At 60.0% G+C, this 13,474-nt stretch carries 12 protein-coding genes; 3 read left to right on the top strand and 9 right to left on the bottom strand.

Annotated features, from left to right (window positions below):
* Positions 1 to 55 precede the first annotated feature (55 nt).
* On the top strand, positions 56 to 481 hold the full coding sequence (locus CAL20_RS19615; RefSeq protein WP_094822754.1) for a YgiW/YdeI family stress tolerance OB fold protein: 426 nt from the start codon (positions 56 to 58) through the stop codon (positions 479 to 481).
* An 89-nt stretch (positions 482 to 570) separates the two neighbouring features.
* On the opposite strand, the gene CAL20_RS19610 is transcribed toward CAL20_RS19615, so the two are convergent.
* Both CAL20_RS19610 and CAL20_RS19605 read right to left on the bottom strand, forming a co-directional pair.
* A complete protein-coding gene (locus CAL20_RS19610) occupies positions 571 to 2,010 on the bottom strand; it encodes an NAD-dependent succinate-semialdehyde dehydrogenase (RefSeq protein WP_094822753.1) in 1,440 nt (479 codons plus the stop codon).
* Between the two features lie 359 nt (positions 2,011 to 2,369).
* Entirely contained in the window at positions 2,370 to 3,656 is a 1,287-nt protein-coding gene (locus tag CAL20_RS19605) for an MFS transporter (protein WP_094838716.1), read from the bottom strand.
* Positions 3,657 to 3,992: 336 nt separating this feature from the next.
* Between CAL20_RS19605 and frmR the strand changes: the two genes are divergently transcribed.
* Both frmR and CAL20_RS19595 read left to right on the top strand, forming a co-directional pair.
* A complete protein-coding gene (frmR, locus tag CAL20_RS19600) occupies positions 3,993 to 4,268 on the top strand; it encodes a formaldehyde-responsive transcriptional repressor FrmR (protein ID WP_094822875.1) in 276 nt (91 codons plus the stop codon).
* A 54-nt stretch (positions 4,269 to 4,322) separates the two neighbouring features.
* Positions 4,323 to 5,432, top strand: coding sequence for an S-(hydroxymethyl)glutathione dehydrogenase/class III alcohol dehydrogenase (locus CAL20_RS19595; RefSeq protein WP_094838715.1), 1,110 nt, complete (start codon positions 4,323 to 4,325; stop codon positions 5,430 to 5,432).
* Between the two features lie 74 nt (positions 5,433 to 5,506).
* Here CAL20_RS19595 and CAL20_RS19590 read toward each other — a convergent pair whose 3' ends face one another.
* The 7 genes from CAL20_RS19590 to CAL20_RS19560 are packed head-to-tail and all read right to left on the bottom strand — an operon-like array spanning position 5,507 to position 13,234.
* A complete protein-coding gene (locus CAL20_RS19590; RefSeq protein WP_094838791.1) occupies positions 5,507 to 6,229 on the bottom strand; it encodes a carboxymuconolactone decarboxylase family protein in 723 nt (240 codons plus the stop codon).
* Positions 6,226 to 7,404 (bottom strand): SDR family NAD(P)-dependent oxidoreductase, encoded by a 1,179-nt coding sequence (locus CAL20_RS19585; protein WP_094838714.1) that lies wholly within the window; start codon positions 7,402 to 7,404, stop codon positions 6,226 to 6,228. Before CAL20_RS19585 ends, CAL20_RS19590 begins: the two co-directional genes overlap by 4 nt.
* A gap of 1 nt (position 7,405) precedes the next feature.
* Complete coding sequence (locus tag CAL20_RS19580; protein WP_094838713.1) at positions 7,406 to 8,164, bottom strand: SDR family NAD(P)-dependent oxidoreductase; 759 nt, start codon at positions 8,162 to 8,164, stop codon at positions 7,406 to 7,408.
* Between the two features lie 9 nt (positions 8,165 to 8,173).
* Positions 8,174 to 9,118, bottom strand: a complete 945-nt coding sequence (locus tag CAL20_RS19575) for an acyl-CoA dehydrogenase family protein (RefSeq protein ID WP_094838712.1) — start codon at positions 9,116 to 9,118, stop codon at positions 8,174 to 8,176.
* Positions 9,115 to 10,320: an acyl-CoA dehydrogenase family protein gene (locus tag CAL20_RS19570; RefSeq protein ID WP_094838711.1), complete on the bottom strand. Its 1,206-nt coding sequence runs from the start codon at positions 10,318 to 10,320 to the stop codon at positions 9,115 to 9,117. The genes CAL20_RS19575 and CAL20_RS19570 overlap by 4 nt, the downstream gene beginning before the upstream one ends.
* Before the next feature lie 8 nt (positions 10,321 to 10,328).
* Positions 10,329 to 12,461 carry an acetate--CoA ligase family protein gene (locus CAL20_RS19565; protein ID WP_094838710.1) on the bottom strand — a complete coding sequence of 711 codons (2,133 nt, stop codon included), beginning with the start codon at positions 12,459 to 12,461 and terminating at the stop codon, positions 10,329 to 10,331.
* A 2-nt stretch (positions 12,462 to 12,463) separates the two neighbouring features.
* On the bottom strand, positions 12,464 to 13,234 hold the full coding sequence (locus tag CAL20_RS19560) for an enoyl-CoA hydratase/isomerase family protein (protein ID WP_094822873.1): 771 nt from the start codon (positions 13,232 to 13,234) through the stop codon (positions 12,464 to 12,466).
* Positions 13,235 to 13,474 lie beyond the last annotated feature (240 nt).

Here is a 13,474-nt window from a genome sequence, read left to right as displayed (position 1 = left end):
ATTTAATAGCGCTGTGTTCAACAATGATCGCGCAATGCGCACTAGGAGCCATGCTATGACCCACTCTTTTCGTTTCATGACTGTGACCCGTACTTTGCTGGCCAGCGCCGCTCTCACCGGGGCGTTGGCGGCCGGTGGCGCATCCGCTCAGGGGTACACCGGACCGAGCTCCGTGCCCGCTGGCGCGCAACGGGGCTATACGGGGCCGTCTTCAGTCGCAGTGACGTCGGTCAAGACACTGATCGAGACCGGACGAGACGACCAAAAGGCTATATTGCGCGGCCGCATTGTGTCGCACGATGGTGGTGATCACTACACCTTCGACGATGGTACCGGGCGTATTCGTGTCGATATCGACGATCATGATTTTCCGGCTGGCGTGAAGATCGACGATAAAACGACGGTCGAGCTCCACGGGGAACTCGATCTTGATCGCAAAGGGATTGAGTTCGATGTGGACGTGATTCGAGTGGTGCAATAGCAGATATCTGCACTGCCCAAAGCACACCGCCCGCCGATCATCACTGATCGGCGGGCGGTGTGATTTTAAACGTCAGTCAGCGATGGACGTCAGACGCCGACCACGGAAACCGCCTTGGTCACCAGATAGGCTTCCAGGGCTTCGGGGCCGCCCTCGGAACCATAGCCAGAGTCCTTGACGCCGCCGAAGGGCAGCTCGGCCGACGGCGATGCGGCTTGGTTGATCCAGACCATGCCGACTTCGAGGCGGCGCGACAACTCGGTGACCGATTTGAACGAACGCGTGTAGGCGTAAGCGGCCAAGCCATAGGGCAGGCGGTTGGCTTCGCGGATGGCTTCGTCCAGGGTCTCAAAGCTGCGGATCGCGGCGATGGGGCCGAACGGTTCTTCGTTAAAGACGTCGGCATCCAGCGGCACGTCGGACAGAATCGTCGGGGCGAAGAAGTTGCCGGCAGTGCCGACTCGCTCGCCACCTGTGGCGATGCGCGCGCCTTTTTCGCGTGCGTTTTTGACGATTTTGTCCATGGCGGCCAGACGGCGGTCATTGGCCAGCGGGCCCAGGGTGGTGCCTTCGGTCAAGCCATCACCCAATTTGAGCTTTTCGGCGTGAGCCACAAAGGCCTTTTCAAAGTCGGCCTTGACGGCAGAGTGCACCAGGAAGCGGGTCGGCGAGATGCAGACCTGGCCGGCGTTGCGGAACTTGGCGCCACCAGAGGCCTTGACTGCCAATTCGACATCGGCGTCTTCGGCCACGATCACCGGGGCGTGGCCACCTAATTCCATGGTGACGCGCTTCATGTGCTGGCCAGCCAGCGCGGCCAATTGCTTGCCGACCGGGGTGGAGCCGGTGAAGGTCACTTTACGGATGATCGGGTGCGGAATCAGGTAGCTGGAAATCTCGGCCGGCGAGCCGAATACCAGGCCGATCACGCCCTTCGGGATGCCGGCGTCGACGAAGCAGTTCAACAGCGCGGCTGGCGAGGCAGGGGTTTCCTCGGGGGCTTTGACCAGGAACGAGCAACCCGATGCCAGCGCTGCGCCGAGTTTGCGCACGATCTGGTTGACGGGGAAGTTCCACGGCGTGAAGGCGGCGACCGGGCCGACGGGCTCTTTGAGCACCATCTGCTGGGCGGCGGTGTTACGGGCCGGGATGATACGGCCGTAGACGCGCAAGGCTTCGTTGGCGAACCAGTCGATGATTTCCGACCCTGCCAGGACCTCGATACGGGCTTCGCCCAGCGGCTTGCCCTGTTCCTGGGTCAGCAGACGGGCGATGTCGTCGGCGCGCTCACGCACCAGAACGGCAGCCTTGCGCATGATGCTGCAACGCTCATGGGCAGACATTTCGCGCCAGGTCTCGAATCCGCGTTGCGTGGCGGCCAGAGCGTCGTCCAAGTCCTCGCGCGACGCGTTGGCGACCTGGCCGATCTTGGCGCCGGTCGCCGGGTTGACCACGTCAATGCGCTTATTTCCTTTGGCTTCGCGCCATTCGTTGTCTATCAACAGGAGAGTGTCGGGATAACTGCTCATGAATGCTCCAAAGGGAATGTTGTGATCGGCTTGACCGGTAGCCGGATCCCGAACAAAACCATGAGGCCCTATCGGGAAATGACTGCCGGAGAAAACGACGGCCGTCTCGCGGCCATGTGAATATACGAGTTAACTACTGCTAGCGTTCTATGTCAAAAACCCACGTGGAAATTGTATAGGGAGAACAGCCCGAAAACGGCTGGTCGCCTGGTGGTTGTTCCGTTACAAATCTATCTGAGATAGCAGGCAGCCGGGGGGCGCACGTGGTGGCGTTCACGAGGTCGGGCTCCAAATGCGAAGCCGCACAAGCATCGGGCGCCGATCCTGGAATTCCGGCGACGTGGGCTGCTTAGGTCGCGTCAACCAACCGGTTGTTCCACTTTTTCCAGCGGTTCCACCATTTCGTGATCCAGCGCGCCCTGGACCAAGTCTTCTGTGACACGCAATTCCACACCGACCGGCGACATCTGCGCTGCCGCAGTAAACGGCGCGATAGGTGCCGGCGCAGGGCGCGTTTTACGGCGCATGACAAAATAAATCGTCAGCCCGATATTAAGCACGAGAAATGCCCAAAACAGGCCGGGGGCGCCCATTTTTGTCATGACAGGCGAGATCAGCAGGGGGCTGATGGCGGAACCCAGAGAGTTGATCAGCAACAGGCCCTGAATCATGCGTACCAGTGCATCCGCCGGAGCCCGGTCAGCCGCATGGCTTACCGCTACTGGATAAATGGCGAATACGCCGCCGCCCAGCAAGAACAGCAGGATCATCAACAGCGATGGCGAGTTAGGTAGCAACAGGATCGCGAGCGACAGTATCGCGCAAGCTGCGCTCAGTACGATGAGCGTGACCTGGCGGTCTTTGAGGTCAGACCAGCGGCCTACCGGGTATTGCAGCAGCATCGCGCCCAGGATCACGATACTCATCATCTTGCCGACCTCGTCGACATTCAGGTCGATGCGTTGCAGATAGAGGGGCAGCAGCGTGTAAATCGCGGCGATGGCCAGGCCTGAGCCAAAGCAGCCCATTACACCGGTGGGCGTCATGCGCAGCAACTGGCGCGGAGATAGCGGTTCCACGCGTTCGACTAAAGGGGATACCCGAGGAATCATCACCATGGGCAGCACAGAGAGCGAGGCCAGCATGCCAGCCACCATGTAGGGGGCCATCTCTCCCCACTGCGTGATGGTGCCGAGCTCCAGCTGTCCCAACATGCCGGACCCGTACAGGGCGATCATGTATATCGCCAGCAGCCGGCCGCGTATTTTCGGGTCGCTGGCCAGCAGCAACCAGCTTTCGACTACCAGATAGACGCCGACACTGGCCCAGCCGTTGATCAATCGCAGGACGAACCAGGCCGTATGGTTAAAGATCAGGCCTTGTAACAGGACCGTCACGGCAATCAGCGATACGAATCCGCTATAGGCCCGGATGTGGCCGATGCGCACGATCAGGCGGTCGTGAAAAATCGCCCCGATCGTGAGGCCCACAAAATAAGAGGAGGAAATGATCCCGATGACAGTGGCTGAAGCGCCGGCGGCGTCCAGCTGTAACGTGCTCAATGAGGAAATAAAAGCGTTGCCGATACAGACAACAAACAAACCCAAAATGGGAGCCAGCACCAGGGCCAGCAACTGCCGCGACATGATGTCCTCGTAAGAAGCGACTGAGTAAAACACCTCACCCTGTCGGGGGCGACCGGGCGTAGTGGGGAAAACAAGGGAGGTGTGCTTCGCGAGGGGGCCTGACGCCAGGTGATCGGCCCGGCGTGCGTAGTCTGCTGGCTCACACGGCCTGTAAAAACGACGGGAATTGTACTGCGGTGGTAAACCGATTGAGCCAGCCGTCCCCGAGGATGATGGGGCGTTACAACGTTGGAGGTTTTCGCCTCACGTTATACGGGGCTCTGTAGGGGGACTTGCTTCATCCGCCACATGTTCAATATACTCCCCTCTAGTATATTTTTATGCCCATTTTTCGCCATGCCCCATTCTCCTGACGAAAAAAAGCGTGTGCTCGCGCGCGTGCGCCGTGTCCGTGGACAGTGCGACGCCCTGGAGCGGGCTCTCGAGGCAGGGGCGGATTGCGGCCCGGTGCTGCAGCAGATCGCCGCCATTCGCGGGGCGATCAACGGACTCATGTCGGAAGTCCTGGAGTCGCATATTCGCGAGGGCTTTAGCCAGCCGTCCGAATCCGAGGCCCAATACGATCAACGCGTACAAGAGCTCTTGACTCTGGTTCGCACTTACCTGAAATAATCAATGCATCAGCCAGGCTGACGCAGTTTGCCTTTTCCCTTTACGGAGCTACCCATGAAATCACGTGCCGCCGTCGCTTTTGCCGCAGGCCAACCCCTGCAGATCGTCGAGCTCGATGTCGAACCTCCCCGTAAAGGAGAAGTGCTCATCAAGATTACGCATACCGGTGTTTGCCACACCGACGCATTCACGCTGTCCGGCGAGGACCCCGAAGGTTTGTTCCCAGTCGTCCTGGGCCACGAAGGTGCGGGTATCGTGGTCGAAGTAGGCGAGGGCGTCACCAGCGTCAAGCCGGGTGACCATGTCATTCCGCTCTATACGGCCGAATGCGGGGAGTGCCTGTTCTGCAAATCGGGCAAGACCAATTTGTGTGTGGCCGTACGCGCCACGCAGGGTAAAGGTGTGATGCCTGATGGGACGACGCGTTTTTCCTACAACGGCCAACCTGTCTATCACTACATGGGTTGCTCGACCTTCAGCGAATACACGGTGGTGGCGGAGGTGTCGCTGGCCAAGATCAATCCGAATGCGAACCCGGAGCATGTTTGTCTGCTGGGTTGCGGCGTGACCACGGGTATCGGTGCTGTGCATAACACTGCCAAGGTCCAGGAGGGCGATTCCGTTGCGGTGTTCGGCCTAGGTGGCATAGGCTTGGCTGTGATTCAGGGGGCGCGTCAGGCCAAGGCAGGCCGTATCATTGCTGTCGACACGAACCCTGACAAATTCGGTCTGGCGAAGGTTTTTGGTGCGACTGATTGCTTGAACCCGAAGGACTTTGACAAGCCTATCCAGGAAGTCATCGTGGGCATGACTGGCTGGGGTGTGGATCATTCGTTCGAATGCATCGGCAACGTCAATGTCATGCGCGCTGCGCTCGAGTGTGCGCATCGTGGCTGGGGACAATCTGTTGTGATTGGGGTGGCTGGCGCCGGCCAGGAAATCTCGACGCGTCCGTTCCAGTTGGTGACGGGGCGCCGGTGGCTGGGGACTGCATTTGGTGGCGTGAAGGGCCGCACGCAATTGCCGGGTATGGTCGAAGACGCGATGTCGGGCAAGATCGAGCTGGCGCCGTTTGTGACGCACACCATGGAGCTGGACGAGATCAACAGTGCGTTTGATCTGATGCACGAAGGCAAGTCGATTCGTAGCGTGGTTCACTACTAAGCCGACAAAAAAGGCAGGTATTCGGCTGAGTGAGCGAGTACCTGCCTATTTGCGATCAGGCGCTGCCGATGTAGTCATTCTGCAGGCGGCGATATTTTTGCATGTACGGTCGCTCCCAACGCTGCGCCATGTACCGCGAGATGTCCTCCTAGTTGCATGCTTTGCAACAGCTCGGCGCGGGTCAGTCCAAGCGTCAATCCCTGGTTTATCAATGCGCGCGTGGATTCCATATCGCCGTGAGTAAAACACGCATGTAGAGCAAGGCGTACCAAGAGGCGCTCGGAATCGTTCAACCCGCCCTCGGGCAGTCCGCCTTCTACAAAATCCAGCAATACCGATACGTACCCCGGGTCTTGGCTGGCCAGGCGTCGCAAGCGCTTTGCTTCTGCGGGCCATCGCTTTTCGATGCGAACGCATAAGGGGTCGTCGTCGGGCAATGCAGGCAGAGGGGCCGCCTCATGCAGCAGGTCGGCTGCATGCAGAACGGCGCTGACGCCTTGTAGCGTCACTTGATGCAGTACGTCGAAGATGTCCGCTTCGCTTGCACCTGCTTGCTGCGCGAGACGCATGTGAGTGGCAACGCCTGCCTCGTATAGATGGGTTGCCGATGCATCGAGCGCTACGTAGATCAATTCGACCATACGTGCGCTGAGAGGACCGGTTTGTGCCGGATAACCCGCGTATTCAGCGTAGTGAATCAGAAACGCCGGATTGGCCTGCAACAGGCTCGCTGTCCAGGGACGCCAATAACCCCGCAGCGCGATAAACCGCGACTTGATGGCTTCGAGGTCGTTCATCGTGCGCACAGTGTTTGTCCTGTCAGATATTGCGCTTTGGGGCCGGCGATAAAGTGCAGCAGGGGTGTCAGTGTTTCGGGTATACAGCGCCGGGTGATTGTCACGGCATTAACGCGTCGCCCGCTTGGGCCCCATTCGCTGGCCAGAGTGGACACCAGCATTCGCGTCGATGCGAGATCGCCGGCGTCTTCCCAATCGCCACTTTCTTCGTTGGGCAATAACAGCGTCAAGCTGCCTGGCTGAGCCAGATCGAAGCGGCGGACGGCATCGAATGCTGCGTTCAGGCGCTGTCCCACTGGGCTGGCCAGAATGGTTGCGTCAATGGTGGCAGGGTAGCCGCGACCGACCGGACTGCTTTGCAGGTTGGCCCATTCTCCCCGCATGGTCAACGCCAAAGGGAAGTCTGCCGGGACCCTGACATGGTCAGTCGGCGTATAGGCCTGACTGCCTCCAAAAACCGACGATCCGCCATCCACGGAAAGTACGCCTCCCGAAATCGGGGCAGCCTGAGGGCTGGCAAGAAACGCCAAGGCGTAGGCCATCTCTTCGGGTTCCGCCATGCGTCCCAACGGGATTTTCGACATGGCTTTGGCGGGATCGAGGCGTCCTGAGGCGATCAGTGCATCGACTAATTCCGTGCGCACGAACCCGGGACACAACACACTGACGCAGTACTCCGGGTGCGCTTTAGCCAAAGCCTGGGTCTGTGCGATCAGGCCTGCCTTGCTCGGGCTATAGGCGCCACGCCAAGGAATCGCATGCAGGCCGGCGCCTGAAGCGACGTTGACGATGCGTGCCCCTTTGGCGAGCTGCCCTTGCAGCGCATGGACCAGGCGAGCGGGGGCGTGAAGGTTCAGCGCCAACAATTGCTGCCAATTGGCAGGATCCTGATCAACGATCGGGAGATTGCTGCGATCAGTCATCCCCGCGTTATTGATGATGGCATCCAGCGTTGGCACCAGATGAGCCAACGCCTGGATTTGGTCTGCCTGAGTCAGATCGACCGTCAATGCGAGATGAGGGCCGCTGGCGGCGGCCGGCAGCGCATCACGTAGCGCCTCGATCGCTGCGGTATTGCGATCCACGAGCACACACCGTATCCCGTTGCGGGCCAGTTCATGCGCCGTGACGCGGCCGATACCGCTGCCTGCGCCCGTCAGCAAGTAGACGCCCATATCAGAGCGTCGTGAACGTAATGCCGCCGTCTACTACCAGGGCCTGGGCCGTGATGAAACGGGCCTCATCACTGGCCAGAAATACGATACCGCTGGCGATATCTTCGACGGTGCCCAGACGCCCGAGCGGGGTGCTGGCAACGCGTTTTGCATCGCGCTCCGCGTTGCGATTACGCTGTGTGCCTTCGGTGGGAACAGCCGACGGGCAAACGGCGTTGACGCGAATGCCTCGGCCGCCCAGCTCGGCGGCGGCAGCGCGGGTAATACCCAAGATGCCGGATTTGATACCGGAGTACACCACGGAGAGAGGCGCCGATTTCAGGGCCGCTGTGGAGGCCACGTTGACGATGGCGCCGCCGCGTTCTGGATCCATGACTTCGGTAGCCGCCTGGATGCCCCAGATCACCGCCTTGAAGCCGATATCCAGCATCCGGTCCACTGTTTCCGGCATGATGTCCGGCACGCCCTGGTAGCGGACCCATGCGGCATTGTTGACCAGGATATCAAAGCGAGACCCGTGTTCCGCAGCCATGCGTACGGCCTGGGTGATGCCTTCGCGCGAAGCCACGTTTTGCACGACAGGAAAAACTTTTCCTCCCTCTGCGGAAATGTCCGCTACCGCAGCCGCGACCAATTCCTCTTTCAGGTCATTGATCCCCACGAGGGCCCCGCGTGCTGCGAGCAAACGCGCCGTCGCGCGCCCTATGCCGGCGCCTGCGCCGGTGACGAGCGCCACGCGCCCAGCCAGATCTTGTTGCATGATGTCTCCCTATACCGATTGTATGTATGCCCGGCCGTTCTCTTGTGCCTGGCTGTCGAATGCTGCGCTGAGTTTGCGTACCGCTCGCAAGGCGCGGTGCAATGGCAGTTCCCAGGTAAAGCCCATTCCACCATGCAGATGAATTGCTTTTTCGATGACGAAAGCCGCATTGGCAATGGCGCCGGCGAGGGCAGGGCGCGTATCGCGTGTTTGGCCGAATTCGTCGGTATGGATGGTACGACGAATGGCAGCGCTCGATACTTCCTGCAAGAGCCGCATGCGCGCCAACAAATGTCGCACGGCTTGTTTCGCTGACAAGGGGCGTCCGAATTGAACGCGAGTAGCCATGTAGTTGGCCGTCTCTTGCAGTGCGCCTTCTGCCGCGCCATTGGCGAATTCGGCCAACAAGATATGCGCCTGACGCTGTAGTACCGGCCAGGATTCCGAATCAAGCCGCGCCAGTACTCGTGCGTCTTGCGTTGCAATCCACGTCTGCGGATGATCGGGATCCAGTGTGGGCTGTTCCTCGCGCGATAGGCCTTCGATGTCGATCAGCACCGCGCCGTTGTCATCCGCCACGAGCACCCAGTCCGCATTGCCGTGATCGACACGAATCCATGCGTCGTTCAGGCTGCCTTGCCAGGCAATCGTTGCGATGCGTTCGCCAGAGGCCAGCGCCTGTCCTTCAGCGGTGTCGACGAGCGTATGGGCCAGCAGGATCTGCTCGGCCAGGGGAAATGGCAGGCGCAGTCGGCCCGCAGCATGCACGATGGGTAATGCAAAACTGATATCTAATCCCAGGCCCCCGTCGGCCTCAGCTGCCATGACGCCACACAGGCCAGCTTGGGCCAGAATTTCAGCGGTTTTGCGCGGGTCCTGGTGGCTGAGGGCATCGGTGATCGCCGCATCGGCCGCTTGTGCGAATTCTTCGGGTTGCAGGTCTTCCATAGTCATGCCAAGTCCTTGGGAAAATTCATGACGCGTTGTGCAATCACGTCCAATTGCACCTCTGTCGTGCCGGCATAGATCGTTTCAGCGCGAGAGAAGAGATAAGCTTGCGTAAAGGCTTTTTGCGCCCGGCGAGCCAATGGGCTGGATTGCGGACCAACCTGAGAAACCAGCGACAGGGCGAAACTGGCAAAGGCCTGATGGCATTCCGACCAATACAGTTTGGTCAACGAGCCGCGTGCGCCGATGGACTCGCCTTTTGACAGGCGTTCTACGGTCAACTCAACCAGTCCTTTCAACCCATCGATTTCGGCGACGAGATCGCCCACGCGGCGTTGAACGTAGCCATCGTTCAATACCTGGGATAAGCGAGAGTCGGATTTGCATGCCGCAATCAGTTGGCGCAGTTCGCATTCGAATCGCCATGGGCGATACATGCGATTGGTCGCACGCTCGATCGACAGCACGCGAATGGCGGCGCTCCAGCCTTCATCGGGCGAGCCGAGGCGAGCACTGTCAGGAACCACGACATCATCAAAGAAGACCTCGGCGAACGATTCTTTGCCATCGATGGATTTGATGGGGACGACACGAATACCCGGTGTGTTCATGGGAACGGCAAACATCAAGAGGCCGCGATGCTTGTCCGCTACTGTGCCAGTGCGGGTCAGCAGCAGGCAGTAGTGGGCCTTGGCCGCGCCGCTGGTCCATATCTTCTGACCGTTGATGCGCCAATGGTCGCCTTCCTGTACGGCTTTCGTGCGCAGGCGCGCCAGATCCGATCCGGCATCCGGTTCGGAGAATCCTTGGCACCAGTATTCGCGCATAGCCAGAATGGCAGGCAGGAAACTTTGCTTCTGCGCTTCGGTTCCCACTGTCATGATGATGGGGCCGGCCAGTTCTTTGCCGATAGAGCTGACGCTCTCGGGCATGGGCAAGGCGCCGATCTCTTTATTGACAGCGAGGTGTTCGCGCAATGTCAGGCCATGGCCGCCATAGGCTTTGGGCCACGTCATGCCGGCTAGGCCGGCATGGTACATGGCGGCTTCCCACTCGCTGCTTTCAGCGAGCGTGGCGGCTCGCCAGTTCAGGCTGTCGCTGCGCATGAAGTCGGGAAGATTCTTTCCCAGCCACTCGCGCGCGTGGCGTCGGTAGATATCTGGCCCTGCGGAGGGATCCGGCACAGCCACGTGTTGGTCAAAATGCATGCTATTCCTCAGCGAGCAGATGCAGAAACAGGGATCATCAACGCGTCGAGCACGATCGTGCCCTGGCCCTGCGGGCGAACCAGAATCGGATTCATGTCGATTTCCGCGATGTCGTCGCGATGCCGATAGGCATACTCGGATAAGCGTGCCACCGTGCGTGCCGCTGCTGCAATATCGGCTTTGGCTTGACCGCGTGCTCCATCCAGCAGGGGAAACATCTTCAGCGACCGAATCATGTCGGCGGCTTCGTCTTCGCTGACCGGTGCGGCTTGCAAGGCGACGTCTTTCAGTATCTCGGCGTAAATACCGCCCATGCCGACCATGACCACAGGGCCAAAGACGGCGTCCTGCGAGACGCCGGCAATCAACTCCGTGCCACCTTGAACCATCGGCGCGACGAGTATGCCTTCGATACGGGCGTCGGGCGCATGCCGGCCGACGCTATCGAGAATATTGGCGTACGCTGTCCGGACTGCCTCCGCATCATGCAGATGCAGTGCGACGCCGCCGACTTCGGTTTTATGCGCAATGTCCTCAGAGACAATCTTGAGCACAACGGGATAACCGGTTGATTCCGCAGCGCGTACCGCGTCGTCGGCAGAGGTGACGATGGCTTCGCTGGGAACGTCGATGCCGACTGCTGCGAGTGCTCGTTTGGCGTGAAACTCGCTGCGAAACACGGCGGGATCGACCGGTTCGGCAGCCGATCGAGTCGGGATATGTATCGGCGCATGCGCGAGTTGTCCCAGTCGCACCAATCCCGCCAGCCCGCTGGCAGCCGCGTCGATCGAAGGGAATACGGGGATGCCTAACGCGTTGATCTGTTCGACGGCTTCGGCCGGGCCTTGACTGATGACCATCAGCAGCCTATCGGGATGACTGGCGCGTACTTGCGTGAGGGCTTCCAGGTAGATGCCTCGCAGCCGCTTGTTGTAGAGCGAGAGCGACAGCAGCAGCACCAATGTGCTCTCGGCGGGATCCTCTAACAGGGCGGTCAACATCTTCAGCAGGATGTCGGGACGGGCCGACATCTGCGCCGACGCATCGACAGGGTTCCCTGTGCTGGCCGTCGGTACGGCTTCACGGATACGTGACTTTGTCGAGTCTGCCAGTGCCGGCAGTTGCAGGCCGGCTTCGCTCATGGCATCAGCCATCATGATGCCAAAGCCTCCCGAGGCGGCCACGAGTGTCACGCCGTTTGTCTGAGGCAGCCGGTTGGGCATCAGGAGCGACGCGGCATGGCCGATGTCGATCAAGGCTTCGACCGAGCGGACGCGTAGTACGCCTTGACGGCGGAACACCGCGTCGAACACGGCGTCTGAGCTGGTCAATGCGCCGGTGTGCGAGGCGGCGGCTGCCTGGCCCTCTGCGGTCGAGCCGATTTTCAATACGATCACGAGCTTGCCGCGTTCACGGGCGATGCGCAACGCTTCGATCAAGCGATCGGCGTGGCGGCATGTTTCCATGCAGCATAGGATGATGCGAGTGCCATCATCCTCGGCCAGCGCTGCAATGCCGTCTGCAACATCGACATCGGCTTCGTTGCCGGTCGCGATAAAGCGGCTGACGCCCAGGCCGCGGCGCGCCACGCTCTGCATGGTGTAGCTGCCGACGTTCCCGGATTGCGAGACAATGCCTACCTGCCCGACGGGAGGCATGTTTTCCTCCAGGGCGATCGAAAAAGAGCCGATCAGCTTGTCGGCGACATTGACCGCGCCCAGGCAATTTGGTCCGAGAACGCGCATGCCGTATTCCCGTGCGATGGCCACCAGTTCTGTCTGCAGGGCCGCGCCTTCGGTGCCTGCTTCGGTAAACCCTGAAGACAATACGATGGCTGCTTTGACGCCGCGTTCACCACACTCGCGCACTGCGGCAATCGTTGCCCCTGCGGGCACAGCGAGGATGGCCAGGTCAGGCGCCGTGGGCGTTGCCAAGACGGACGGATATGCGGACAGTCCCTGAATCGTTCCCCCCTTAGGGTTGATGGGATAGACGGGGCCGGCATATCCGTATTTGATGAGCATGCTGACGGGGCGTCCGCCGATCTTGGTAGGATCATCCGATGCGCCGACAATGGCGATGCCTTGGGCTTCGAAGAACGGCGCCAGACCCTGTCCGGGCCGTTGGGATGGTTGCAGCATGCTTAGCGTCCTTTGAACTGCGGCTTACGCTTTTCCAGGAAGGCCATGCGGGCTTCCTTCGCGTCCTCGGTCTTGGCCAGCGCCATGGTGAAATCTTGTTCGAAACGATATGCGTCGCGCTGCGGCATGAGATCGACCATATTGGCTGCGCGTTTTGCATAGACGACTGCCAGGGGGGCTTTCGAGGCAATTTCGTGTGCCAAGGCCAACGCTGTGGGCAGCAATTCCTCGGCGGGCAGGACGTCCTCCAGGACATTGCGGCGCAATAAGTCGTGAGCGCTCAGGCGCTGGCCGGTAAAGAACATTCTGCGCAGGGTGGAGCGGCCGACGAGGGTGCGCAACATGGACGCGCCGCCTGCCAACCCCACGTTAATCTCGGGCATGCCAAAAGTGGCATCGTCTGATGCGTACATGATGTCGCACGCCGCCATCAAACCCAGTCCTGCGCCCAGTGCTGTGCCATTCACTGCCGCAATGACGGGCTTGGCGCATTCCCGGATCGCATTGCCGGTCTCACGGGTGATGCGATTGTGCTCCAGAAAGTCGCCCGCGATATCGGCGCTGGGGCGGTCTTTCAGGTCGGCGCCGGCGCAGAATACTTTGCCTGCGCCGGTCAATACGGCGCAGCGGATGTCTTCGCGTTCTGAGATCTCATCGAAAATCGCGACAATACGGCGTCGCATGTCGCGGTTCAGGGCATTGACAGGGGCCCGATTCAGGGTGACGAGTGCCACCCCTTCGTTGACTTCCAGTATGACAGATGTGTCGCTCAATTTTTCGCTCCTGATTTGAGGAGGACACACGGCGAATACCTTTGATGGCGCACACGCGGCATGAGAGTCTCCTGATTCGAAATACATAAGCTGCTTGGTTTCATATCGGGCCCGCAGCGCTTTTTTTGATTATATGGACGCGATTTGTACAGATTTACATCGGAAAAGTTGGTTGTGTTCTGCGCAAAAGCGGCATATTCCCGTGCAATGGCAACCGATACGATATGGGCTCTGATCCCC

Source organism: Bordetella genomosp. 4 (assembly GCF_002261185.1).
Taxonomy (GTDB): domain Bacteria; phylum Pseudomonadota; class Gammaproteobacteria; order Burkholderiales; family Burkholderiaceae_B; genus Bordetella_A.
The sequence above is the reverse complement of the archived record's forward strand: the minus strand, read 5'-3'. Positions and strand labels throughout refer to the sequence as shown.

What these genes read in the sequence shown, in the direction of transcription:
- CAL20_RS19565 (WP_094838710.1), bottom strand. Translation starts at nt 12,461, where the DNA reads ATGCTGCAACCATCCCAACGGCCCGGACAGGGTCTGGCGCCGTTCTTC.
- CAL20_RS19570 (WP_094838711.1), bottom strand. Translation starts at nt 10,320, where the DNA reads ATGCATTTTGACCAACACGTGGCTGTGCCGGATCCCTCCGCAGGGCCA.
- frmR (WP_094822875.1), top strand. Translation starts at nt 3,993, where the DNA reads ATGCCCCATTCTCCTGACGAAAAAAAGCGTGTGCTCGCGCGCGTGCGC.
- CAL20_RS19585 (WP_094838714.1), bottom strand. Translation starts at nt 7,404, where the DNA reads ATGGGCGTCTACTTGCTGACGGGCGCAGGCAGCGGTATCGGCCGCGTC.
- CAL20_RS19615 (WP_094822754.1), top strand. Translation starts at nt 56, where the DNA reads ATGACCCACTCTTTTCGTTTCATGACTGTGACCCGTACTTTGCTGGCC.
- CAL20_RS19580 (WP_094838713.1), bottom strand. Translation starts at nt 8,164, where the DNA reads ATGCAACAAGATCTGGCTGGGCGCGTGGCGCTCGTCACCGGCGCAGGC.
- CAL20_RS19575 (WP_094838712.1), bottom strand. Translation starts at nt 9,118, where the DNA reads ATGACTATGGAAGACCTGCAACCCGAAGAATTCGCACAAGCGGCCGAT.
- CAL20_RS19590 (WP_094838791.1), bottom strand. Translation starts at nt 6,229, where the DNA reads ATGAACGACCTCGAAGCCATCAAGTCGCGGTTTATCGCGCTGCGGGGT.
- CAL20_RS19610 (WP_094822753.1), bottom strand. Translation starts at nt 2,010, where the DNA reads ATGAGCAGTTATCCCGACACTCTCCTGTTGATAGACAACGAATGGCGC.
- CAL20_RS19605 (WP_094838716.1), bottom strand. Translation starts at nt 3,656, where the DNA reads ATGTCGCGGCAGTTGCTGGCCCTGGTGCTGGCTCCCATTTTGGGTTTG.
- CAL20_RS19595 (WP_094838715.1), top strand. Translation starts at nt 4,323, where the DNA reads ATGAAATCACGTGCCGCCGTCGCTTTTGCCGCAGGCCAACCCCTGCAG.